The sequence below is a fragment of the Aromatoleum petrolei genome (assembly GCF_017894385.1).
GTDB classification, from domain to species: domain Bacteria; phylum Pseudomonadota; class Gammaproteobacteria; order Burkholderiales; family Rhodocyclaceae; genus Aromatoleum; species Aromatoleum petrolei.
Genome location: NZ_CP059560.1, coordinates 341289 through 364695, shown reverse-complemented (window position 1 = coordinate 364695; position 23407 = coordinate 341289). Strand labels below are relative to the sequence as shown.

The 23407-nt window shown below is 65.0% G+C and carries 16 protein-coding genes; 11 read left to right on the top strand and 5 right to left on the bottom strand.

What is annotated here, in order from left to right:
• Nucleotides 1–13 precede the first annotated feature (13 nt).
• The 3 genes from ToN1_RS01600 to ToN1_RS01590 all read left to right on the top strand — a co-directional run bounded on the left by ToN1_RS01600 (nt 14) and on the right by ToN1_RS01590 (nt 2269).
• On the top strand, nt 14–1264 hold the full coding sequence (locus ToN1_RS01600) for an acyl-CoA dehydrogenase family protein (RefSeq protein ID WP_169208125.1): 1251 nt from the start codon (nt 14–16) through the stop codon (nt 1262–1264).
• 142 nt (nt 1265–1406) lie between these two features.
• The gene (locus ToN1_RS01595) at nt 1407–2003 is read left to right on the top strand and encodes a cytochrome c oxidase subunit 3 family protein (RefSeq protein WP_169208124.1); all 597 of its coding nucleotides are present in this window, start codon (nt 1407–1409) and stop codon (nt 2001–2003) included.
• Nucleotides 2000–2269, top strand: a complete 270-nt coding sequence (locus ToN1_RS01590) for a cytochrome C oxidase subunit IV family protein (protein WP_169208123.1) — start codon at nt 2000–2002, stop codon at nt 2267–2269. Before ToN1_RS01595 ends, ToN1_RS01590 begins: the two co-directional genes overlap by 4 nt.
• A 545-nt stretch (nt 2270–2814) precedes the next feature.
• On the opposite strand, the gene ToN1_RS01585 is transcribed toward ToN1_RS01590, so the two are convergent.
• Nucleotides 2815–3060, bottom strand: a complete 246-nt coding sequence (locus ToN1_RS01585) for a YfhL family 4Fe-4S dicluster ferredoxin (RefSeq protein WP_169208122.1) — start codon at nt 3058–3060, stop codon at nt 2815–2817.
• Between the two features lie 250 nt (nt 3061–3310).
• A complete protein-coding gene (locus ToN1_RS01580; protein ID WP_169208121.1) occupies nt 3311–4333 on the bottom strand; it encodes an AraC family transcriptional regulator in 1023 nt (340 codons plus the stop codon).
• A gap of 160 nt (nt 4334–4493) precedes the next feature.
• Here ToN1_RS01580 and ToN1_RS01575 point away from each other — a divergent pair, with 160 nt between their 5' ends.
• The 4 genes from ToN1_RS01575 (at nt 4494) to ToN1_RS01560 (ending at nt 11493) form a co-directional block, all read left to right on the top strand.
• Nucleotides 4494–5393, top strand: coding sequence for an acyl-CoA dehydratase activase (locus ToN1_RS01575; RefSeq protein WP_169208120.1), 900 nt, complete (start codon nt 4494–4496; stop codon nt 5391–5393).
• On the top strand, nt 5390–7453 hold the full coding sequence (locus tag ToN1_RS01570; protein WP_169208119.1) for a 2-hydroxyacyl-CoA dehydratase: 2064 nt from the start codon (nt 5390–5392) through the stop codon (nt 7451–7453). Before ToN1_RS01575 ends, ToN1_RS01570 begins: the two co-directional genes overlap by 4 nt.
• Nucleotides 7441–8679: a 2-hydroxyacyl-CoA dehydratase family protein gene (locus ToN1_RS01565; RefSeq protein WP_169208118.1), complete on the top strand. Its 1239-nt coding sequence runs from the start codon at nt 7441–7443 to the stop codon at nt 8677–8679. Before ToN1_RS01570 ends, ToN1_RS01565 begins: the two co-directional genes overlap by 13 nt.
• A gap of 150 nt (nt 8680–8829) precedes the next feature.
• Entirely contained in the window at nt 8830–11493 is a 2664-nt protein-coding gene (locus ToN1_RS01560; RefSeq protein ID WP_169208117.1) for a helix-turn-helix transcriptional regulator, read from the top strand.
• Between the two features lie 8 nt (nt 11494–11501).
• On the opposite strand, the gene ToN1_RS01555 is transcribed toward ToN1_RS01560, so the two are convergent.
• The 3 genes from ToN1_RS01555 to ToN1_RS01545 form a co-directional block, all read right to left on the bottom strand.
• Nucleotides 11502–13160 carry an AMP-binding protein gene (locus ToN1_RS01555; protein ID WP_169208116.1) on the bottom strand — a complete coding sequence of 553 codons (1659 nt, stop codon included), beginning with the start codon at nt 13158–13160 and terminating at the stop codon, nt 11502–11504.
• A gap of 18 nt (nt 13161–13178) precedes the next feature.
• The gene (locus ToN1_RS01550) at nt 13179–14207 is read right to left on the bottom strand and encodes a universal stress protein (RefSeq protein WP_169208115.1); all 1029 of its coding nucleotides are present in this window, start codon (nt 14205–14207) and stop codon (nt 13179–13181) included.
• Between the two features lie 191 nt (nt 14208–14398).
• Complete coding sequence (locus ToN1_RS01545; RefSeq protein ID WP_169208114.1) at nt 14399–16264, bottom strand: putative bifunctional diguanylate cyclase/phosphodiesterase; 1866 nt, start codon at nt 16262–16264, stop codon at nt 14399–14401.
• A 483-nt stretch (nt 16265–16747) separates the two neighbouring features.
• Here ToN1_RS01545 and ToN1_RS01540 point away from each other — a divergent pair, with 483 nt between their 5' ends.
• From ToN1_RS01540 to ToN1_RS01525, 4 genes are all read left to right on the top strand, one after another.
• A complete protein-coding gene (locus ToN1_RS01540; RefSeq protein WP_169208113.1) occupies nt 16748–18430 on the top strand; it encodes a DUF1302 domain-containing protein in 1683 nt (560 codons plus the stop codon).
• 14 nt (nt 18431–18444) lie between these two features.
• A complete protein-coding gene (locus ToN1_RS01535) occupies nt 18445–19794 on the top strand; it encodes a DUF1329 domain-containing protein (RefSeq protein WP_210147970.1) in 1350 nt (449 codons plus the stop codon).
• 81 nt (nt 19795–19875) lie between these two features.
• Nucleotides 19876–20922, top strand: coding sequence for a WD40/YVTN/BNR-like repeat-containing protein (locus tag ToN1_RS01530; RefSeq protein WP_210147969.1), 1047 nt, complete (start codon nt 19876–19878; stop codon nt 20920–20922).
• A 15-nt stretch (nt 20923–20937) separates the two neighbouring features.
• Nucleotides 20938–23385: an efflux RND transporter permease subunit gene (locus tag ToN1_RS01525; RefSeq protein ID WP_210147968.1), complete on the top strand. Its 2448-nt coding sequence runs from the start codon at nt 20938–20940 to the stop codon at nt 23383–23385.
• Nucleotides 23386–23407: the final 22 nt, after the last annotated feature.

Genomic DNA, 23407 nt, shown 5'->3' with positions numbered 1-23407 from the left:
GAAAGGAAATATCATGGATTTTGCCTACTCGTCCAAGGTCGAAGAGCTTAGGGACCGCGTGCGCGGTTTTATGGACACATATATCGTGCCCCGCCAGCGCCAATGGCAGGACGAAGTGCATCGCGGCCAGTTTCCGGTGTCCTTCATGGCCGATCTGAAGGCGATGGCCAAGTCGGAAGGCTTGTGGAACATGTTCCTGCCCAGCCTGCACGCCGACGAGCCGGGCACCGGACTGACCAACCTCGAATATGCGCCGCTGGCCGAGATCATGGGCCGTGTCAGTTGGGCGTCCGAAGTCTTCAACTGCAATGCCCCGGACACCGGCAACATGGAACTACTGCACATGTTCGGCACCCCGGAGCAGCAGAAGGCTTGGCTGCGTCCACTGCTCGAGGGCGAAATTCGTTCGGCCTTCGCAATGACGGAGCCTGACGTCGCATCCTCGGACGCCACGAACATCACCACCTCGATCCGTCGGGAAGGCGACGAATATGTCATCAATGGTCGCAAGTGGTTCATCACCAACGCCGCTCATCCGCACTGCCGCATTTTCATCGTCATGGGCAAGACCGACCCGGACGCCGAGCGGCACAAGCAGCAGAGCATGATCCTGGTGCCGCGGGACGCGCCGGGTCTGGAAGTTGTACGCAATATCAATATCGTGAACCACCATTCGCCGGAGGGCCACTGCGAAGTCATCTTTCGTAATGTGCGCGTGCCGGTATCCAACCTGCTCGGTGAGGAAGGCAGTGGCTTCGCCTTGGCGCAGGCGCGTCTCGGTCCCGGGCGTATTCACCACTGCATGCGATCGATCGGTGCCGCCGAGCTTGCTCTGGAAATGATGATCGACCGAAGCCTGGAGCGACGCACGTTCGGAAAGTATCTGCATCAGCATGGATCGATCGGCGAGTGGATCGCGAGATCCAGGATCGAGATCGATCAGGCGCGCTTGTTGGTGTTGAAAACCGCCTGGATGATCGATCGGTTTGGCGCCAAGCATGCGCACAAGGAAATTTCGATGATCAAGGCCTTGGTACCTGGGGTTTATACCGCGGTATGCGACCGTGCAATGCAGGTATTCGGGGCCATGGGCATCAGCCCCGATACGCCTCTGGCCGACATGTGGACCTGGGGCCGCGCATTGCGCTTCGCTGACGGCCCGGACGAAGTGCATCTCCAAAACATCGCCCGTATCGAAATCAAGAAAGGGCAGGAAAATCTGGGCGCTAGTGCGCCCTATTTGAGAATCCCGGAGGGCTGCTGAGACACCTCCCCCCCGAGGCCGGGGGGGGGCTTACGCCCGACCCCGGGCGTAAAGTGGTCATCGTCTCAACCAGCATTCGCAACCGCGATCGCGCGCACCGGGACCTGATTGGAGCGCTGATACTAGTCAAGATCATCCAGCCATGACTGCCATCGCCACTGTCCTACCCGTCGAAGTTCCTGCCGCGAAGCGCCTCCCCGGCTATCTGCCCGTCTGGGCATTCATCATGGCCGAAATGCTGCTCTTCGCCATGCTCTTCGCTTCCTACGCTTTCGCCCGCGTGGACAACGTGGAGATGTTCAACCTTCACCAGCAGACCCTGGACCGCAACGCCGGGGCCATTAACACCCTGCTGCTGGTGACCGGATCCTGGTTCGTCGTTCTCGCGGTCCAGGCGGCCCGTCGGGACGACAGTCGGGCCGCCAGCCGTGGTATCGGCCTGGGCTTCCTGTGCGGTGCCGGTTTCCTGGCCATCAAGGTGTTCGAGTACGGGAGCAAGTTCGGCGAGGGGATTTTCTTTTCCACCAACACTTTCTACAAGTTCTATTTTTCGCTGACCTTCTTCCACTTCATGCACGTCATCCTGGGGATGGTGGTTCTCGCCATCCTGTGGCTCAAGACCCGCCAGAGTGCCTACGGCAGCCACGATGTCCACGGTCTGGAGAGCGGGGCTGCCTACTGGCACATGGTGGATCTGTTGTGGATCGTGCTGTTTCCCTTGGTTTATGTGATGCGATGAGTGCCTTCTTCCTGAATCCCGCGAACCGGGCCTGGCTCGTTCTCCTCGTTGCCACCGGCGCCACCTGGTGGCTCGGTGACGTCGGCGCCGCTGGCACCGGCGCCATTCTTGCCATGTTGGCCATCGCCTTCATCAAGGGCCGGCTGGTCATTCTGGAGTTCATGGAATTGCAGGGCGCTCCCCTGGTGTGGCGCCTTCTTCTCGAAGGCTGGCTCATCCTGGTGGGCGGCCTCATTCTTCTCGCCTATTGGATCAGCCTCAAATGACGGAACACGCGCTGCCCGTCCGCGAAGCTGCCAGCAACGAATTCACCCTTCTCGAGCACGCCTTCAGGCAACGCTTGTCGCTCCTCATCGAGGCCCTGCCGGCTGTGAAGAGAAGGCAACTGACGTAGGTCTCTCCTTCTGGCGCGGGTCGAAAGATCCGCGCTTTTTTTTCATCGCAGAAGAGCGCATCCCGATGTACACGGGCCGATGCCGGCTACGGGCCGGCATTCTTCGGATCAAGCATCGATAAGATCAGGTCGCTCCCCAACAACGACGAGGCTTCGCACGGAGGACGGGCAAAAACGTGCGGTCGCGGCCGAAAAGGCCGCGGTCAATGACATCTGAAGAGGAAATGCCGGATCGATGCGATACGGCGAAAGGACGGACGCGGGATAGAGACGTCGAGGACGCCTCAAATCCCGAGCGTCGAGCGATACACGATGCTCCACAGGGCGACCCACTCCGCGCAGGCCAGCGCAACGAGGAGGAGCCGGATCAGGGTCGTTCCCATGGCTGTAGCTCCTCCCGTTGCGGGCTCGTGCCGCTCAGGACGCCATGCGGGCGTATTTTTCCTGAAGCTGATCCCGGCTTTCCTTGAAGGCGGGATCAGGGAAGATGCAGTCCGACAGACAGACCGTGATGCATTGCGACTTGTCGTAATGCCCGACGCATTCGGTGCATTTCGTGGGGTCGATCACGAAAATGTCTTCTCCCGGAGAAATCGCCTCGTTGGGGCACTCCGTTTCGCACACGCCGCAATTGATACAGTCCGCATTGATGATCAGTGCCATGTCTTCCTCCTGGCGCGTTCGCCCGACCGAAACCCGAAATGCGGATGGCTGGCGGCGCAGATGATTATGGATAGCGCGAGCACCGGTTTTGGTGATGCCTTGCCCGATGCCCTTGGGCGGTATTTAGCGCTTGGGGAGGTCGCCTGCCTTTGACCGTTCAAGTCATCGACTTGACGTTATGGGACAGTCCGTGGGGCAGCCGCGAGTGCGGCCGCATGGGCGAGGAGGGGGCGCGGAGGCCCCCAGCGGCTTACTGCCGGAAGGGATTGTTTTCGCTGCGCTGATGCTGGCGCCAGGCCGACGCCGTACAACCGAAGCGGCTCGCGAACCAGCGGGAAAAGGCGGAGGGTTCCGAGAAGCCGAGCAGCTCCGCGAGGTCCTTCAGGGGGCGTTGCGAGTTGCTCAGGTACTTGACTGCCAGGTCGCGCCGCGCCCCGTCGAGAATGTCCGAGAAGGTTTGGCCGCTCTTCTGCAGATGGCGGTGCAGGGTGCGGCGGTCGAGCCCGAGATGCTGGGCCACGACCTCGACGGAGCATCGCCCCGTCGGCAGCAGCAGCCAGATCAGTTGCCGCACGTTTTCCGCTGCCGAATGGACGGGTTCGGTATTCATCACGTCCAGCAGTTTGCGCACGTAGCGGGCGGTTTCGGGGTCGTAGCTGGGCAGGGGGTCGTCCAGGATCGTGGCCCGGCAGATGATGCCGTCGATATTGCTGTTGAACTGCAGGCGCGCGTCGAACACCCGCTGGTGGACACGCAGGTCTGCGGGAGCCGAGTGCCGGAAGCACACCGCGGTGGGCCGCCATTCGTTGCCCAGCAGCACCCGCAAGGTCCGATACAGGATGCCGAGCGACATCTCGGTCGCCTGGCGCGTCGGTTGCGCCTGATCTGGCATCAGTTCTTCGCGGATCACCAGCACGCCATCGTTCTCTTCGAACATCAGCATCACCTCTTCCGCCTGCAGGTGGGTATAGCTGCGGATCGCTTCGAGGGCCTGGCGCATCGTTGGCTGGCTCTTGATCACGAGCGCGAGCGGACCAAGGTTCGACAGCTGGCGGCCTTCGGCCATGCGCAGGCCAAAGTTCTCCACCCCCGCCGCCTGCGCGGAATTCTCGAGCAGGTGAAACAGCGCGGAGACCGGAATCTTGGTGTCCGGATTCGTCAGGCAGGCCGGATTGATGTTGACGCGGCGCAATTGATCGAAAGGCGAAATGTTCAGCGACTGAGCGAGTTCGACGTAGTTGGTCAGGCAGGCACTGCGGTGGAGCTTCTTCATTGCCATCTCAAACTCTCACTCGCCAGATTGTTGAATCTCCACTCTAACGGCCTGTGACCAAATGTCAAGTCGGTGTCTTTGCAAGTCAAGCTCGCGATTCGGGATGCGCTTAATGTGGCACCGCAGATCAAATCAAAAGTTCCAAACGGAGGAGCCTGCAATGAGCGAGAGCAGTTTCAAGATCGCGGATGTGATCGATCCGCGAAAAATACCCGAGTTGCAGCCGGTGACCACCGTCGGCATCGATATCGGTTCCCGGCAATCCAAGGCGGTGATGCTCACCGCTGAGCATGTTCATACCGTCATTACCGCCAGCGGCGTGCATCCGCATGAAACGGCGGCGCGGCTCGTCAACAAATTGCTGAAGCTGGCACAACTGCCGCGCAGCGACATCTCGATGATTGCGGGCACCGGTTATGGCCGCATTGCACTGCAATTCAGCGATATCCCGGCGGAGGTGATCACCGAGATCACCTGTCACGCGATGGGCGCGCATTACCTCAACGCCGATACCCGCACCATCATCGATATTGGCGGCCAGGATTGCAAGGCCATCAAGCTCGATACCAGCAACGGGCGCGTCACCGAGTTCGCGATGAACGACAAGTGTGCCGCCGGTTCCGGCCGCTTCCTCGAGAAAACCGCGGAGATGCTGGGCTACCCCCTCGAAGAGTTGGGTGCCCGCGCGATGCAATCCACCAAGCAGCTGCAGATGAGCAGCCAGTGCGTGGTGTTCGCCGAGTCGGAAATCGTGTCGCTGAAGGCCACCGGCGAGAAGGGCGAGGACATCGCGGCCGGCGTGCATTTCGCGATCGCTCGCCGCGTCTGCAATCTGGTCAACCGCATCGGCCTCGACCCTGAGCTCGCATTCTCGGGCGGCGTCTCCAACAACATCGGGGTCAAGCACGCGCTGGAAAGCCTGCTCGGCCGGCCCTTCGTCACACCGCGGCTCAACGCCGTGTTCGCCGGTTGCCTCGGGGCGGCCGTCATCGCCCAGCAGAAGGTCTGCGGTATCGCCGAACTCGATTCGGCGCCGCAGGAGATGGAGGTGGAGGCATGAACATGAGACACGAGAACATTCCCTCAGAGCGCAGCCTGCCCTTCACCGAGGTCATCGACCCAAAACTGGTCCATGAGCTCACCGGCGTGACCTCGCTGGGCATCGACATCGGCTCGCGCAACTCCAAGGCCGTGCTGCTCCACGACGGCCGGCTCTACACCGCGCTGCTACCCACCGGCCTCAACATGCAGGAAACCGCGGCCGAACTGCTTGAGGAGCTGTACGACAACGCCAACATCACGATGGAAGACATCGACTTCATCGTCGGCACCGGCTACGGCCGCGTGTCGCTGAAGTTCGATACCGTGCCCAGCGAGATCCTCACCGAGATCTCCTGCCACGCGATGGGCGCGCATTACCTCAACGCCGGCACCCGCACCATTATCGACATCGGCGGCCAGGACGCGAAGGCGATCCAGGTCGATCCCGAGACCGGCAAGGTCGTGAAGTTCCGCATGAACGACAAGTGTGCGGCGGGCACCGGGCGCTTCCTGGAGAAGGCCGCCAACCTGCTCGACCTCACGATGTACGACGTCGGCCCCGAGGCCCTGAAGGCCACCAAGGATCTGGAAGTCAGCGCCCAGTGTGTGGTCTTCGCCGAATCCGAAGTGATCTCCCACCGCGCCAAGGGCGAGACGGCGGCCGACATCGCCGCGGGCGTGCATATGGCCTCTGCCAAGCGCGTCGTCGGCTTGCTGCGCGCCATCCCCCTGGAATCGGACATCGTCTTCACCGGCGGCGTGTCCAACAACGCGGGCATGAAGCACGCGCTGGAAAGGCTGCTGGGCCAGAAGATCGTGCAGCCCAAGCTCGACATGGTCTTTGCAGGCTGCCTGGGCGCCGCCATGTACGCCCAGCGCCTGGCGGTCGAGAAACGCAAGATCAAGACCACGATGGTCGCCGAGCGCTGTGATCTGTCGGACGTGTCGCGCCGCATCGAGGACGCCGAGGTGTCCCTCATCGAGCGCAAGGACGTGAAGAAGGTCGGCTACCTCTGCACCTACACGCCGCCTGAGCTGCTCACCGCCGCGGGTGTCGCCTTCGGCCGCATCGACAAGTGCGGCACGCCGTCGGTGGTCGCCGAGGGTGAAGTGATCGTGAAGAGCGTGTTCTGCGACATGAGCAAGAGCGTGCTCGGCCATTTCCGCACCAAGGACCCGTTCCACGACGCGCTCGACCAGGTCGTGACCTTCTACACCTGCGACACGATGCGCGCGACCTCCAACGCGATCAACCACTACTTCAAGCCGTCCTACGGCTACGTGGTGCCTCGCACGGCCGACAAGCCCAGTGCCCGCGACTTCTTCCGCGGCGAGATGGTCGCCTTCAGCAAGGATCTCGAGAAGCTGACCGGCAAGCCGGTCGAAGAGGCCAAGTTGCGGGAGTCGATCAAGCTGCACAAGAAGCTGCGCCAGACGATCCACAAGATCTCGGATCTCCGCAAGCGCAACCGTCCGCCGCTCTCCGGTAGCGACTTCCTGGAGATCACGCGCGCCTACCGCTCGATCCCGGCCGAAGAGCAGCAGCCGATCCTCGACGAACTCTACGACCGCCTCGCCGCGGTGCCCGAGGACGATACGCCGCGTCTGCGCGTGATGGTCTGCGGCGGCATCATGGCCGACGGCGACCGTCGCCTGATGGATCTGCTGGAGAAGGACATCGGCGTGAACGTGGTGGTCGAAGACCACTGCACCGGCCTGTCACCCTTCTACTACGACACGCAGGAAACCGACGATCCGTACCGCGATCTCGCCAACGCCTACCTCGACCAGGCCCCGTGTGCCCGCCAGTCGCCGCTGACCCGCCGCATCGACTTCGCCGAGAAGCTCGCCCGCGAATACAAGGTCGACGCCGTCATCTACTACACGCTCAAGTTCTGCCCGTCCTTCTCCCAGACCAAGGGCCTCTTCATGCGGCGCTTCCACGAGATGGGACTGCCCGCCCTGGAACTCGACACCGACTACTCGCAAGGTGACACCGGCCAGATCAAGACCCGCCTCGAAGCCTTCATCGAAGTGCTCAAGGAATCGCAAGGAGAGAAAGAACTATGCACGCAGTAATGGAAAAGGCGGCGTCTGCCGCCATCACCGGCGAACCGCGCAACCAGGTCGAGTACATCCAGCAAAGCCGCGAGGCCCATCACTACTCTCCGGGCATCCAGAAGCTCTACGACCTGGCGCTCTCTTACTTCCCGGACGCGGAGAAGGGCAACCAGGAGGGCACACCGGCAGTGTGGTCGACGGGCCTGATGGAGGCGCCGCTGCTCTACGCCTGCGACACCATCCCGATGGCGGTCTATGACCTCGGCCGCCTGGGTTCGGCGGTGGAAGCGGCGGAGCTGTCGGAAAACATCTTCGACATGCCGAAGGAAACCTGCTCGATGGTTTCCGCGCTGATCGGCGAGTGGTACATGCGCCGCAACAACTCGGTGAAGAAGGTCGTTGCGCTGTCCACCGTCTGCGAGCCCCTGAACATGGGCTACGAGATGATCAAAGAGTTCGGCTTCGACATCCACCGGGTCGAGCAGGTGATCCGCCCGGTGCATGGCGGCGACGAGCGGCTGGAGCAGATGATCAAGTTCCTCGCGAGCGAGCTGGAGGACGTGGCCTTCTTCCTCACCGGCAAGCCGGTGGACGAGGAGAAGATGCGCGCCGAGATCAAGCGGCTCAACCGCCTGATGGCCAAGTTCCGCGAGATCCTAAAGCTGCGCCTGAAGAACCCGCTCTACATCAAGAGCCTGCCGACGCTGTTCCTGCTGATGGGCTCGGCCCACTACTTCGGCAAGCCGGCGGAGTACGAGGCGCTGCTCGACCAGCTGATCGAAGAGCTGAAGACTGCGGACTTCGTGCCGTCGCCGATGGGCAAGATCATCCCGCTGACCTGGGTCGGCGCCCGTGGCCTGGAGTTCGGGGTGTACAAGGCGGTGGATGATCTGGGCGGCGCGCTGCTGTCGTGGTTCACGCCGAACCCCTACGACCGCGTCTGGAACGAGGACATCCCGCCGCTGGAGTCGATGGCGCGCTTCATCCTCGACTACTTCGTCACCGGTTCGCCCGTCAATCAGATCAAGTACATCGAGAACATGATCGAGGAGTCGGGCTCGAAGGGGATGCTGTTCTACACCTACATCGGCTGCCCCTACGGCGGGATGCACGTCGAGCTCTTCCGCGACCACTTCCACAAGAAGGGCGTGCCGAGCTCGGGTCTGGAAGGCAGCTGGCAGGTCGGGGCGCCCTCGGGCCAGCTGATCACCCGGGTGCGCGCCTTCATCGAAATGTTGTCCTGACGGAACCAGGCCCGCTGGGCCTGCGTCGAGGCACCGGTCGGGGTTGGACGGCGTCGCCGCCCGATCCCGACCTGTCGCGATTCCGTTTCGCGACCGACTGCGATAGTCTCTAAGTCTCTTGTCCGGCGAGCCTCTGCGCGCACCTGCTGAATGACAACCGAAACGGCGAATCCCGAATTCGTTCTCAAGAGCACGCCGCCGCGCGTGCCCAAGGACCAACTGCTGCGCGGCCGTCTCAGCTGGGACGGCGAGGAGCTCCGGCACAAGACGATCATCGAGGTCATTGCTCCCGCGGGCTTCGGCAAGACTTCCCTGCTTGGCCAGTGGCGGCGCGAGGCCCTCAACCTTGGCGCGCTGGTTGCGTGGTTGACGCTCGACGACCGGGACGACGTCGCCCGCTTCACCGGCGGGCTCGCGTATTCGATGAGGGTGGCGAGCGGACGCCCGACCTTCGAGCGGGCCGTCGCACAGCTGATCCGACAGGGCAGCAGCGACTTCGAAGGCCTCACGGCGTGGCTCGCCGAAGTCGCGAATCTGGGCGCCGAGACGGTACTGATCCTCGACGAGGCGCAGTCGGCCCCCGATGCCGTTCAGCAATCGCTGCTTTACCTGATCCTCAACGCGCCGCCGAATCTTCGCGTCGTCCTCGCTTCGCGCAAGGCGCTGCAGCTTCCGCTATCGAGCTTCCTGGCACGGGGCCTGTATGCCTCGGTCGGTGCCGACCGGCTGCGCTTCACCCGTCAGGAAACGGCCGAGATCCTGAAGGCACGCTTCAAGGACCGGATCGACGCCGAATCCTGCATGCGCCTGCACGAAAAGGCCGCCGGCTGGCCGCTGGGGCTCCAGCTGGCGATGGTGGTCATTGAACGCCAGGCCGATCTGAACGCGGCGATCGCGACGATGGACGCCGCCACGGGCGATCTCGAACGCTACTTCCTCGAGGGATTGCTGCGGGATCTGGAGCCGCGCATCGTCGAGTTCCTCGTCCGCATCTCGATTCTGGACGCCTTCCGGGTCGACCTGTGCGCGTTCGTGTCCGGCTGCGAGGATGCTCCCGAAGTGCTGGCGCGCCTGCGTGATTCGCTGCCGATCTTCGCCGACGGGCTCACCACCGACTGGATCCGGTTTCATCCGATGGTGCGCGAGTTTCTCGCCGGGCAGCTGCGCAAGCGCCCCGACGCCGAGCGGCAGTCCCTGCACGGGCGCGCGGCACGCTGGTTCGCCGACCATGGCATGCGCGAGGCGGCGGCGGACCAGGCGCTCGCAGCCGGCGAGGATGCGCTGGCATACGGCCTGATCAGCGAATGCATCTACGGTGCCGCGCTCGAAGGCGACCATGTCCGCCTGATGTACTGGCTGGAGCGCATGCCGCCCGAAGAACTCGAGCGCCATCCACGCACGCTGCTCGGTGCCGCCTGGGTGCTTGCGTTGAGCGACCGGCACCAGGAGGCGACCCGGCTGATCGCGAAGATGCGCGGAAACGTCGCCGCTCCCGTGGAAGTGCGTTTCGAGAGCGATCTGATCAACAGTGCGGCGGCGTATTTCGCCGACCGGATCGACGAGGTGGAGAGCATTCTTGCGCCCTGGAAGGGGCACGACGACTCGGCATCGCCGCCCCTGAAGGCGATCTACGCCAATTGCACGGCGGTCGCCCAGATCTACTGCGGCAATCCGGAGCGGGCGCGCCATCTGATCCGGGCGGCGTACGTGGACGTGCCCGCCGGAATGCATGCCGTGCGGGGCTGGGCCGAGTGGGGGATCGGCTTCAGCTACCTGTGGGAGGGGCACGTGCAGCTTGCACAGGAGTGGCTCACGGAACCCTGCCGGCGGGCGGATGACGCGATCGGACGCCGCAATGGCGTGAGCGCGATGCTGGCCTCGGCATTGGCGATGGCGCACTGGGAGATGGGCGAAACAGATGCGGCGGAGGACGTGCTGCTGGGACGGCTGGACGTCCTGGAGCACGTGTCGGCGCCGGAGGCGATCGTCATGGGCTACCAGGTTGCCGCCCGGCTTGCGCGCATGAGGGGGCAGGATCGACGTGCGCTTGATCTGCTCGATAACCTTTATGCGCTCGGCGAGGTCCGCAAGATGCCGCGTTATTGCGTCGCCGGCCTGTTCGAACAGGCGCGCATGCACATGATCCAAGGGCACGCGCAGTCCTGTCTCGATGCCTGTGAGCGCCTCGAAGCGATGGCCCCGGACCTGGAGACGAACACCCTCCTGGGGCGCCTGCTGCTGCTGCGCGTGGGCCTGGCCCGCGGCTACGGTGCGATCGCGAGCGGTGCCTGGGAGGAGGCTCTGGCGATTCTCGAACCCCTGCACGACGAAACGGAGAAGTTGCGGCGCGGACGGGAAGGGGTGGAGATCAAATTCCTCGCCGCGCTTGCGCGCAGGCATCGCGGTCTTGAGTGGAAGACGCGGTTGGACGAGGCAGTGGCCGTCGCCGATATCTTCGGGATGCGACGGGCGCTCAACTATATGCAACCGCTGGTCGGTGAGTGGGCAAACGAGGAAGTGGCGGGCGAAGAGCTCGTGCCCGAACGCCCGCCCGTTCCCCCACGGCGGACGGCGGCTCCCCCCGCCCATGCGACGGCCGCCAGGACGGGCGGGCTACTGACCGCGAAGGAAGAAGAGATCCTTCAATTGCTGAGGCGCAATCTGTCGAACAAGCAGATCGCGAGTGCCTTGAGCATCAGCGACGAGACCGTCAAATGGCACGTCAAGAACCTGTTCGTGAAATTCAATGCGGGTTCTCGACGGCACGTGGTTGACCGCGCCCTCATGCTGGGCATCCTCAGCGATCCATACTGAGCCGTCGCTTAGACGGCGGGAGCGGCGGTTTCCGACGGCCAGGGGTGCCCGGCGAACATTGCCCGTAGCTGCCCTTTGTGCACCTTCCCGGTGGCGGTATGCGGAATGTGCTCGACAAACACCACGTCGTCCGGCAACCAGCGGCGGTCAACTCTCTGCGCGAGGTAGTCGAGCAGTTCGTCCCGGCTCACCTCGCAACTGCTTCGCCTCAAGATGATCAGCAGCCGGCGGGTACGCGATGGGGTGCCGGGAAGCGCGATCAGTGCCGCCTCGAACACATCGGGGTGGCCGACTGCGATCGCCTCGAGTTCGGCGGAGGACATCCATTCCCCGCCGCTCTTGAGCGCGTCGGCCGCCCGGTCCGTGACCCGTAGCCAGCCCTTGCCGTCGATTGTCGCGATATCCCCGCTTGCGAAGAATCCCTCCGCGTCGAGCGATGATGCCCCCGTCGCCTTGAAATAACCGGCGGGGACCCACGGGCCACGCAGGCGCAGGAGCCCCCGCGTGAGCCCGTCGTGCGGCACGCGCCGGCCGGCGTCGTCGACGAGGCGCAATTCGATCCCGAAGGGTGCACGCCCGTGGCTGGCCTCGGCTACGGTCGTCGCCCCTTTCTCCGCTTCACCCTGCGCGGAAAGGGGTGCGCCTACCGCGCCGATCGGCGAAGTCTCCGTCATCCCCCAGACCTGCGTGACGGAGGCCCCGAACTGCGAGGTGATCCGTTCGGTGAGCTCGCCGCCCGGCACGGCGCCTCCGATGACGACCCGACGCAGGCGGAGATCCTTGCGGGGACTGCGGTGCGTAGCGTCGGCATGGGCGAATATCGGGGGCCAGACGTTGGGTCCGCCGAGTGCGAGGGTGACGCCTTCATCTCGCATCAGTTCGTACAGGCTCCTGCCGTCGTTGGCCGGCCCCGGCAGCACGAGTTTCATGCCGCACATTGCTGCTGCATAGGGCACGCCCCAGCCATTGACGTGAGACATCGGCGCCGCCAGCAGCGCGGCCTCGTTCGCGGAAAGCGCCATGCTGTCGGCTGCGCAGATCGCGAACGCGTGCAGTACCGTCGATCGGTGGGAATACAGGACACCTTTGGGCGTTCCCGTCGTTCCAGCCGTGTAGCACAGCGACGAAGCAGTGGCTTCATCGAAGACCGGCCAGCTGAAGTCTTCGTCGTTCCCGGCGATCAAATCCTCATAACACAACAGATTTGGAATGTCGCTCAGTGGAAGGTTCCTGCGGTCCGTCATGGCCACGAAGTGCTTCACGGTCCTGAGCATCGGCGCCAGGCGTTCGACCAGCGGTGCAAAGGTGACGTCGAAGAACAGGTGCTGGTCTTCGGCGTGGTTGATGACGTATTCGAGCTGCTCGGGAAACTGGCGCGGATGGATGGTGTGGAGAACCGCGCCCATCCCGGATACGCCGTAATACATCTCCATGTGGCGATAGCCGTTCCACGCCAGCGTTCCGATTCGTTCGCCCGGCTTCACGCCGAGCGCGAGCAGCGCCTTGGCCACGCCCTTCGCCCGCCGCGCGATGTCGCGATATGTGCTGCGATTGATCGTCCCCTCCGCCGTGCGGGAGACGATTTCCGCGTCGCCGTGGCAGCTTGCCGCATGTTCGATCAGAGAAGAAACGAGCAGGGGGACGTCCTGCATGAGTCCCTTGAGCATGGGCGTGCCTCCTGAACCTTAGGTGTGATCGGCGTCCAGAGGGGCCAGATTCACGATACGCGAGAAGATGCGGCGGAACTCGGTCCTGCTGTTGCGGCTGTAACGCGGGTCGCCGTCTTCGGAGAACACCGTGTTGATCCAGTCCCAGTCCTCGGCGGTCAGGTGGCATTGCGCGGCAGGGAGAATGACACGCTCGACGAGCTCCATGTGTTCCCATGCGGATCGCTCGCATCGGCCCGCCGCTTCCCTGAGCGACGCAAGATCGCCCCTGCCGTCGATATAACGATCGATCGACGCCGCCAGTTCGTCGATGAGGCCGCAGTCCTCCTGGTAGCGTCGGCTCAGTTCGGAGAGTTCGGCGTCGTAACGCGATGACCGCTCGTGCAGCCGGGGCAGCAGGTATTCCTCTTCCTTCGGCCGATGATGGCTTGCCGAAAACGTCGTGACGTAGTGGATTGCCGTGCGCATGAGTTCGGCATGCGGGCGCTCGCGCAAATTCCGTCCGCTGCCGAGCAAGTCCTGCAGCGCGTGGAGGGCGGCCGCGAGGGAGCGGTGATCGTCCCGGATGGCGTCCATGGCCTGCGACTGGGCGGGCGAGCTGGACGTGGCGGCGACGAGGACGGGCATGCCGGCGTTGACCAGGACCTTCAGGGTCTGTGATCCCAGCATCATGCCGATGTTGCTTCGCCGGCCGTGCGACGCCATGTAGATGAGGTCGCAGTCGGCCTCCCGTGCCGCGGCGATGATCGCGCGCGCCGGCGAATCGCTGACCACCGTCGCAGAGCCGCAGGGAACCCCGAATGCCCGCGCGGCGGCCTCGGCCTTCGCGAGGAGTTCGCGCACGCGCCCCTCGAAGGCAAAGGCGAACTTCGTCGGCGAGGTCATGCGAACGATTTCGGCCTCGCCGTCCAGCGCAGCAGCATAGTCCGGCTGCGCGTGAAAGAAGGTGATGCGGGCGCCCAGGGTGCGGGCGAACTCCACCGCGTTACTGCAGATTTCCGTCGAGAGGTCAGTCCCGTCGATCGGCACGAATAGGTGGCGGTACATGGTGGCTCCAGGGGCTGGGCGAATCGGACGCGTGTGCCTTAAGCGCTGCGGACGGGCATGGCCGTGCCGTCATCGATCCGGTCAATGCGTCGGGCCCGCCGTCGACGGGGGATCATTTGCAGCCGATTCTAGTCCCGTCGGAATGCCCGGCCACCCCCTCTGCGAAGGGGGGAAGGGGCCGGCTACGCCAGTCAGGCCTTCCGCAGCGGATCCTGTGCGTGCCAGCAGGAGTGCCGCTCCCAGTCCGGGAACTCTCCTGCGGGAATGGGCCGGCTGATGAGATACCCCTGCGCCGTGTCGCAGCCGAGCGCCACGAGCCGCTCCCATACCGCCTGGGTCTCGACGCCCTCGGCGACGATCTTGAGTCCGAGGTTGTGCCCCAGTTCGATCGTCGACCGCACGATGATCTCGGAGTCATCGCTGGCGAGCATGTTTGCAACGAAGGACTGGTCGATCTTCAGGGTGTCGACGGGGATTTTCTGCAGGTAGGTCAGGCTCGAATAGCCGGTTCCGAAATCGTCGATCAGCAGCTCGACCCCCAGGTCCTTGAGCCGGGTGAGAATTTCCAGCGCGCCGACGGGCTCCTCCATCAGCGCGCTTTCGGTGAGTTCGAACTGGATCAGTTCCGGCGCCGTGCCCCACGTGTCGAACAGCCCCTTGATGCGGTCGAGCAGGCGCGGATCGCGCAGGTCATGCGCGGACAGGTTCACCGACATCGGCAGATCCATGCCGGCTTCCACCCACGCATAGCTCTGGCGGAACGCCGCTTCCAGCACCCACTGGGTGAGCGGCGTGATCAGTCCTGCGTGCTCCGCAATCTTGATGAATTCACCGGTCGAGAGCATCCCGTGTTTGGGGTGCTGCCAGCGCACCAATGCCTCGGCCCCGCACACGCGCTGCGACTCGAGATCGACCTTGGGTTGGCAGTAGAGGAGGAGTTCATTCCTCGCGATGGCGTGCCGCAACTCGCCCATCAGCGACAGGCGGCGCGAGAATTCGCGGTCGGGGCTGCCGCGATAGAGCGCATGGCCCGAGGCGGTGTGCCGTGCCTGGCCGGCCGCGACGGTGGCGCGGCGGAGAAGATCGTCCGCGTCGGTTCCGTGGCCGGGAAACAGCGCGATGCCGATGCTCGCGCGCGAATCGACTGCAAACTCGGTCAGTTCGACCGGTTCGCGCAGGATCCCCAGCAGGTTCTGCGCAACCTGGGTGGCATGTTCCGAGCCGGCGTCGGTGAGCAACATGGCGAATTCGTCTTCGCCCACCCGCGCCACCATTTTCGCTTCGTCGGTGAAAGGCTGCAGGCGGGTGCAAATCGCTTGCAGGAAGCGTTCGCCCTCGCGGTAACCGAGCGTTTCATTGATTTCCTGCAACTGGCCCATCTTGAGCACCAGCAGGGCCAGCGGATTGAAGTGCTGTTTCGCGCCTTCGAGAGTCTTGCTCAACTGTTCGCAGAGCGAGAGCCGGTTGGGTAGTCCGGTCAGCGGATCGTAGTAGGCCATGCGCTCGATGGTCCGCTCGGCTTCGCGGTGCTTGACCCGGGTGCGCAGATTCGAGATCCCGTAGGCGAGATCGTCGGCCAGTTCGCCCAGCAGCCGCATCTCCGCTTCGTCAAAGGCATCGGGGTCCGCGGCAAGGATGCTCAGCGCTCCGATGACCTGGCCTTCGATGCGGAGCGGCAGCGCGGTGGCGGCGGCATAGCCGGCCTTTCGTGCATAGTCGCGAATCGGGGCGTACGAGGGTTCGGTGAGAAGGTGCCTTCCGACCGACGGATCGCCGGTGCGGATCGCGGTGGCTACCGCCCAGTCGCCGAAACCGCTATCGGCCCAGGTGAGGGGCAAGCGTTCCAGATGCGCCCGTTCGATGCCCACGCAGGCCATGAGGTGGATGGTTTTCCTTTCGTCGTGTTCCGCGTAGCACACGGATGCGACGCGGTAGCCGCCGTCTTCGACGATCACCCTGCACATCTCGTGCAGCAGTTCCGTTTCGTCGTTTGCGCGCAGCAGTGTCCGGTTTCCGGCGCTCAAGGTCCGCAGCGCACGGACGGTTCGCGCGAGCATGGGGGAGCAGGCGTCGGCCGACGGCGGCGTCGGTTCGGGACGGGAAGGGGTCAGGCGTCGGGGTGTTGCCCGAGGTTTCATGATTGTTCGGCCCACGATTGGGTGCAGGTCCTTTCGATCCGTCCGCGCAATGCAGTAATCTGGCGGTACCCTGGCGCGTCGTGTGAATCCCTTGCATTGGACATCGTCCCGCAACGCCGATTCGCAGCTACGACTATAACCAAAGACTAGTCCCTTCATTCCAAGAATAAAGATTGTGCGCGCCCGGCGATGAATCGATCGTGGCCGTCGCATCAATTCCCCCAGCTGCTTCGCTAAGAATCAGGTCGCCGCGCAGACGCGCGACCTCGCCTGGCACGTTTCACCACTCTTCGCAGGGGGGTGAAAGTGCAGCCCTCGATGCGCAGAATGGATTGCGTCCGTTCTGCTGGTGCAGGACGAGCGAAATTGATCAAGCCAACAGAAAAAGAGGGGCTGAGGACGATGGAGACGAGGAAAAAAGGGGGCATCATCGCGCGCCGCCGCGTTGCGGTGGCAGTTTGGGCGGCGACGCTCGCGATGAGCGGCCCGGTGCAGGCGTTCGAGCTTGACACGGGGAACGCGGACCTGCAGGTTCGTTGGGACAACACCGTGCGCTACAACATCGCCTCGCGGGTGGAGTCGCGCAACAGCAAGTTTGCCAACTCGGCGCTCACCGACGAGGGTACGTACAGCTTCGACCGGGGCGATCTGGTGGCCAACCGCCTCGACCTCTTGTCCGAGCTCGACGTGGTGTACCAGGGCAAGACCGGCTTTCGCGTGAGCGGCGCGGCGTGGGTCGACGCGGCCTACGGCGACAAGAGCGAATCGAACCCGAACGCCCCGTTCGCGGCCATTCCGAGCTACCGGGACCATGAGTACAGCCGCTACACCAAGCGCTACTACGCCGGCCCCTCGGGCGAGCTGCTCGACGCCTTCGTGTTCGCCAACTTCGACGCCGCGAGCGTGCCGGTGCGCCTGAAGGCGGGCCGTCACACGGTGTTCTGGGGTGAATCGCTGTTCCTCGGCGGCGCGCTGCACAGCGTCTCCTACGCGCAGATGCCGCTCGACCTGCAGAAGGGTTTCGCGACCCCCGGCGCCGAAGCGAAGGAACTCTTCCGCCCGCTCAACCAGCTCTCGGGCCAGGCCCAGCTCACCGACACGCTGTCGGTGTCGGCGCAGTACTTCATGGAATGGGAAGCCTACCGCTACCCCGAAGGGGGCACCTACCTCGGCCCGGTCGACTTCGCCTTCAACGGCCCCGACCGCCAGTTCATCAGCCGCGGGCTGGGCTTCGCCGCCAACGGCAAGCCGGTCGAGCCCAGGCAGTCCGGCGAATACGGCGTGTCGCTGCGCTGGTCGCCCGAAGCGCTCGACGGCACGCTCGGCTTCTACTACCGCCGCTACGCCGACAAGCTGCCGCAGACCTTCCTCACGCGGGTCGGCCCGGGCGTCTCCCGCTACAACCTCATCTACGCCGACGACATCGACCTCTTCGGCGTGAGCCTGGCCAAGAACATCGGCGGCGTGAGCGTCGGCGCCGAACTCTCCTACCGCCGCAACACCCCGCTCAACTCGCAGGTGCTGGGCATCTCGACCACGGGGCTACCCGATCGGGGCGACACCAGCGGCCCGCGTGGCGACACCTTCCACGGGCTCGTGAACGTGCTGGGGCTCGTCTCCGAGACCCCGGCGTTCGATGCCGCGAGCTGGGCGGCCGAGCTCACCTGGGCCAAATGGGACAAGGTGCGTAGCGGCGAACGCCTCTTCTACGCCACCGGCTTCGCCCCCTGTGCCGGCCGCGACAAGTGGGACGGCTGCACGACCAAGGACTTCTTCGGCCTCGCGCTCGCCTTCACCCCGACCTGGTACCAGGTGCTGCCCGGGGTGGATCTGTCGGCGCCGCTGGCGGTGTCGGTGGGCCTCTCGGGCAACGCCCCGACGGTGTTCGGCGGCAACGAAGGCAACGGCAACTACAGCGTCGGGCTCTCGGCGGACGTGTTCCAGAAGTACCGCATCGATCTCAAGTACATCGACTACTTCGGCAAGTACCGCGACAACGGCACCGCGCTCACCACACAAAACGGCTTCACCACGCTGCTGCAGGACCGCGGCTTCGTGAGCCTGACACTGAAGACGACCTTCTGAGGAGGAGGACCCCCATGAGACTCACGCAAACCCTGCTGTCGGCCGCACTCGCGCTGGCCCTGAGCGGCGCGGCGGTGGCCGCGATCACGCCCGAAGAGGCGAAGAAGCTCGGCACCACGCTCACCGCGGTCGGCGCCGAGAAGGCCGGCAACAAGGACGGCACCATCCCCGAGTACACCGGCGGGCTCACCACGGCCCCGGCGGGCTTCAAGGCGGGCGACGGCATCCGCCCCAACCCCTTCGCCAACGAGAAGCCGCGCCTCGTGATCGACGCCAAGAACCTGGCGCAGCACGCCGACAAGCTCACCGAAGGCACCAAGGCGCTGCTGCAGAAGTACCCCAGCTTCCGCGTCGACGTCTATCCGACGCACCGCAGCGTCGCCTTCCCCAAGTTCGTCGCCGACAACACGCTCAAGACGGCCACGCTCGCCAAGACCAACAACGACGGGCGCTCGATCGAAGGCGCGCACGCGGGCTTCCCCTTCCCGATTCCCAAGACGGGTTATGAAGCGATGTGGAACCACCTCGTGCGCTACAACGGCCAGGCCTACGAAGTGAAGTACCGCAATCTCAACGTCGATGCGGCCGGACGCACCACGCTCGCCACCGAAGGCGTGAACGTGCAGGAGTACCCCTTCTGGGATGCGTCGAAGAGCTCGGCCGAGACCTACTGGCGCATCAAGAACACCTACACCGGCCCGGCACGGCGCGCGGGCGAGGCGCTCCTGATCGTCGATCCGCTCGACATCGGCACCAAGGACCGGCGCGCATGGACCTACCTGCCGGGGCAGCGGCGCGTGAAGGTCGCCCCCGATCTCTCGCACGACACGCCCAACCCGGGCACGGCCGGGGGCAACACCTTCGACGACATCTTCATCTTCATCGGCTCGATGGACCGCTTCGACTTCAAGCTCGTGGGCAAGAAGGAGATGATCGTGCCCTACAACGCCTACACCGCGGTGTACCAGGCGAAGCAGGACGATCTGCTGAAACCCAACCACCTCAACCCGGATCTCGTGCGCTGGGAACTGCACCGCGTGTGGGTGGTGGAAGCGACGCTGCGCGAAGGCAAGCGCCACGTGTATAGCAAGCGCACCTTCTACCTCGACGAGGACTCGTGGGCGGCGCTCGCCTCCGACCAGTACGATGCACGCGGCCAGCTCTACCGTGCGGGCTTCGCCTACATGGCCCCGAGCTACGACCTGCCCGCGCCCTACACCGACATGTTCGGCCACTACGACCTCGTGGCGGGCATCTACTCGCTGACCGGCTTCGCGGCCGAGACCGGCGGCATGCGCCAGACCAAGCCGCTCACCGACCGCGACTGGTCACCCGACTCGCTCGCCGGCTCGGGCATCCGCTAAAACCATAATAAATCTCGTCCCCGGGAGCGGGGTGCGGCGCAGGCCGTGCCTCGCTTCCGCCCCCGACCGAGGAAAGAGACCATGAATGTGCATCGATTCGGTGGCGCAGCGCTCGCGCTCGCGCTGCTGATGCCGGCCGCGGCCCCCGCCGCCGCGGGCTTCCAGGACGTGCTCGACGTGCCGGCGATGGCGAGCGAGCTGGCGACGAAGGGCCTGATCAACGGCCTTGCGCAGGCGGGGTCGCGGGTGGTCGGCGTGGGCCAGCGCGGCCACGTCGTGTACTCCGACGACCAGGGCCGGAGCTGGCGCCAGGCGAAGGTGCCGGTGAGCTCGGACCTCGTCGCGGTGAGCTTCCCGACGCCGCAGCAGGGCTGGGCGGTGGGTCACGACGGCGTGGTGCTCGCGACGAGCGATGCCGGTGCGAGCTGGACCAAGCAGCTCGACGGCCGGGCGCTGGGCGAAGTGATGCTCGCGCACTACAAGGCCAAGGGCGAGGCGGCGTGGATCGCCGAGGCCGAGCGCTTCGCCGCGCAGGGCGCGGAGAACCCCTTCCTCGACGTGTGGTTCGCCGACGACAAGACCGGCTTCGTCGTAGGCGCCTTCAACCTGATCCTGCGCACCACCGACGGCGGCAAGCGCTGGACGCCGTGGCTCGATCGCACCGACAACCCGCAGGCGCTGCACCTCTACGGCATCCGCGGCGCCGCCGGCGACGTGTATGTCGTGGGCGAACAGGGCCTCGTGCTGCGCCTCGACGCGGCGGCCGGACGCTTTACGCGCGTCGCCACCCCGTACCCGGGCAGCTACTTCGGCGTGACCGGCACGAACACCGCCGTCATCGTCTTCGGCCTGCGCGGCAACGCGTACCGCAGCACCGACCGCGGCGCCACCTGGCACAAGGTCGAGACCGGGGTGCAGGAGGGGCTCACGGCCGGCGCCGCGCTGGGCGAGGGCGGCGTGCTGCTCGCCAGCCAGGCCGGGCGCATCCTCGTGAGCCAGGATGGCGGCGAGCGTTTCTCGCCCGTGAAGCTCGAGCGCGCCACGCCGGCTTCGGCGGTGCACGCCCTCGGCACGGATGCGGTGGTCGTCGCGGGTGCCCGCGGCGTGCGCGTCCAGCCCCTTCGCTAACAGGAGACCGACGCGATGGCCGTCGCACACGACTCGCACGACCGGGCTCCGGTGGTGCGCTCCCTTGCCGAGTTCGATCGCAACTCGGGCAATGCCCTCGAACGCATGATCTTCAACCACCGCCTCGCGGTGATGGTGCTGTGTGCGTTCGTCACCGTGGCGCTGGCGCTGGTGGCCGCGACGAAACTGCATCTGAACGCCAGTTTCGAAAGCATGCTGCCGCAAAGCCAACCCTACATCCAGAACTACCTGGACAACCGCAATGAACTGCGTGGCCTCGGCAACGTGCTGCGCGTGGTGGTGGCCAGCCGCGAAGGCGACATCTTCGACCCGGCCTACCAGGACACGCTGAAGAAGATCAACGATGAGCTGATCCTCACCCCCGGGGTGGACCGCGCGTGGGTGAAGTCGCTGTGGACGCCCTCGGTGCGCTGGACCGAAGTGACCGAGGAAGGCTTCCAGGGCGGCCCGGTGATGCCCGACGCCTACGACGGCTCGCCGAAGGCCACCGAAGCCCTGAAGCTCAACATCGCCCGCGCGGGCATCGTCGGGCGCTTCGTCGGCAACGACTTCCGCTCGAGCATGATCTTCGTGCCGCTGCTCGACAAGGATCCGGCCACCGGTGCGCCGATCGACTACCGCGCGCTGTCCGCGACCCTCGAGGACAACATCCGGACGAAGTTCGAACAGGGCGGCGGACAGGCCACACCCGCGGTCAACATCCACATCATCGGCTTCGCCAAGCTCGTGGGCGATCTCATCGATGGCGTGAGCCAGGTGATGACCTACTTCGCGATCGCCGCGCTGATCGCCATCATCGTGATCTTCGCCTATACGCGTTGCGCTCGCAGCACCGCGCTGGTGGTGGCGTGCTCGGTGGTGGCGGTGGTGTGGCAGTTGGGGCTCATTGCCGGCCTGGGCTTCGCGCTCGATCCGTTCTCGATCCTCGTGCCCTTCCTGATCTTTGCCATCGGGGTGTCGCACGGCGCGCAGAAGATGAACGGCATCGTGCAGGACATCGCCCGCGGCACGCACCGCCTGATCGCGGCGCGCTTCACCTTCCGTCGTCTCTTCCTCGCCGGCATGACCGCGCTGGTCGCGGATGCGGTCGGCTTCGCCGTGCTGATGGTGATCGACATCCCCGTGATTCAGTCGCTCGCCCTCTCGGCGAGCATCGGCGTGGCGGTGCTGATCTTCACCAACCTGATCCTGCTGCCGGTGCTGCTGTCCTACACCGGCGTCAGTGCTACCGCTGCCCAACGCAGCCTCAAGGCCGAATCGAGCGCGAGCACCGGACTGTGGGCCTGGCTCGAACGCTTCACCGAGCGGCGCTGGGCGATCGGCGCGATCGCGGTGTCGGCCATCCTGACCGTGGCGGGCTTCGTCGTCAGCCTGCAGCTCAAGATCGGCGACCTCGAACCGGGCGCGCCCGAGCTGCGCGCCGACTCGCGCTACAACCGCGACAACGCCTTCATCACCGCCAACTACTCGCTCTCCAGTGACCAGTTCGCGGTGATCGTGAAGACCGCGGCCGAAGGCTGCCTCAAGTACGACACGCTCATCGAGGCCGACCGCCTCGCGTGGACCCTGCAGCAGGTGCCCGGCGTGCAGACGACCGTCTTCCTCGGTGACGCGGTGCGCCAGATCACCGCCGGCTCCTACGAGGGCAACCCCAAGTGGGTGACGCTCGCGCGCAACCAGGACGTGCTCAACTACGGCGCGCAGCAGGCCTCGGTGAACAACCCCGACCTCTTCAACAACGACTGCTCGGTGATGCCGGTGATCGCCTACCTCACCGACCACCGCGCCGAGACGCTCGACCGCGTGGTGGCGGCGGCGGCGGGCTTCGCCGAGGCGCACAGCTCGCCCGAGCGAGCGTTCCTGCTCGCGGCGGGCAGCGCCGGCATCGAGGCGGCGACCAACATCGTGGTGAAGGAAGCCAACCGCACGATGCTCTTCTACGTGTATGGGGCGGTGATCGTGCTGTGCTTCATCACCTTCCGCAACTGGCGCGCGGTGGTGGTGGCGGTGGTGCCGCTGGTGGTGACGTCCATCCTGTGCGAGGCGCTGATGGTGGTGCTGGGGATCGGCGTGAAGGTCGGCACCTTGCCGGTGATCGCGCTGGGGGTGGGGATCGGTGTCGATTACGCGCTCTACCTGCTCTCCATCCAGCTCGCGCAGCAGCGTGCCGATGCGACCCTGGCGGAGGCGCACCGCTGTGCACTGCAATTCACCGGCAAGGTGGTGGCGCTGGTGGGGGTGACGCTCGCGGCGGGGGTGGTGACGTGGATCTGGTCGCCGATCAAGTTCCAGGCCGACATGGGGATCCTGCTGACCTTCATGTTCGTGTGGAACATGGTCGGGGCGTTGATCCTGATTCCGGCCCTGTCGCACTTTCTCCTGAAAGACACGGTTCGCGCCCAGCGTTTCGGCACGCTACCGGAACTGAGTCTCGCCGCATGAGCAGGAACGAATCGATGAGCAT

Excerpts from the sequence above, each read along its gene's own strand:
- ToN1_RS01555 (WP_169208116.1), bottom strand. The coding sequence starts at position 13,160 with ATGCTCAAGGGACTCATGCAGGACGTCCCCCTGCTCGTTTCTTCTCTG.
- ToN1_RS01585 (WP_169208122.1), bottom strand. The coding sequence starts at position 3,060 with ATGGCACTGATCATCAATGCGGACTGTATCAATTGCGGCGTGTGCGAA.
- ToN1_RS01565 (WP_169208118.1), top strand. The coding sequence starts at position 7,441 with ATGCACGCAGTAATGGAAAAGGCGGCGTCTGCCGCCATCACCGGCGAA.
- ToN1_RS01590 (WP_169208123.1), top strand. The coding sequence starts at position 2,000 with ATGAGTGCCTTCTTCCTGAATCCCGCGAACCGGGCCTGGCTCGTTCTC.
- ToN1_RS01535 (WP_210147970.1), top strand. The coding sequence starts at position 18,445 with ATGAGACTCACGCAAACCCTGCTGTCGGCCGCACTCGCGCTGGCCCTG.
- ToN1_RS01530 (WP_210147969.1), top strand. The coding sequence starts at position 19,876 with ATGAATGTGCATCGATTCGGTGGCGCAGCGCTCGCGCTCGCGCTGCTG.
- ToN1_RS01560 (WP_169208117.1), top strand. The coding sequence starts at position 8,830 with ATGACAACCGAAACGGCGAATCCCGAATTCGTTCTCAAGAGCACGCCG.
- ToN1_RS01570 (WP_169208119.1), top strand. The coding sequence starts at position 5,390 with ATGAACATGAGACACGAGAACATTCCCTCAGAGCGCAGCCTGCCCTTC.
- ToN1_RS01545 (WP_169208114.1), bottom strand. The coding sequence starts at position 16,264 with ATGCTCGCGCGAACCGTCCGTGCGCTGCGGACCTTGAGCGCCGGAAAC.
- ToN1_RS01550 (WP_169208115.1), bottom strand. The coding sequence starts at position 14,207 with ATGTACCGCCACCTATTCGTGCCGATCGACGGGACTGACCTCTCGACG.
- ToN1_RS01600 (WP_169208125.1), top strand. The coding sequence starts at position 14 with ATGGATTTTGCCTACTCGTCCAAGGTCGAAGAGCTTAGGGACCGCGTG.
- ToN1_RS01540 (WP_169208113.1), top strand. The coding sequence starts at position 16,748 with ATGGAGACGAGGAAAAAAGGGGGCATCATCGCGCGCCGCCGCGTTGCG.
- ToN1_RS01595 (WP_169208124.1), top strand. The coding sequence starts at position 1,407 with ATGACTGCCATCGCCACTGTCCTACCCGTCGAAGTTCCTGCCGCGAAG.
- ToN1_RS01580 (WP_169208121.1), bottom strand. The coding sequence starts at position 4,333 with ATGAAGAAGCTCCACCGCAGTGCCTGCCTGACCAACTACGTCGAACTC.
- ToN1_RS01575 (WP_169208120.1), top strand. The coding sequence starts at position 4,494 with ATGAGCGAGAGCAGTTTCAAGATCGCGGATGTGATCGATCCGCGAAAA.
- ToN1_RS01525 (WP_210147968.1), top strand. The coding sequence starts at position 20,938 with ATGGCCGTCGCACACGACTCGCACGACCGGGCTCCGGTGGTGCGCTCC.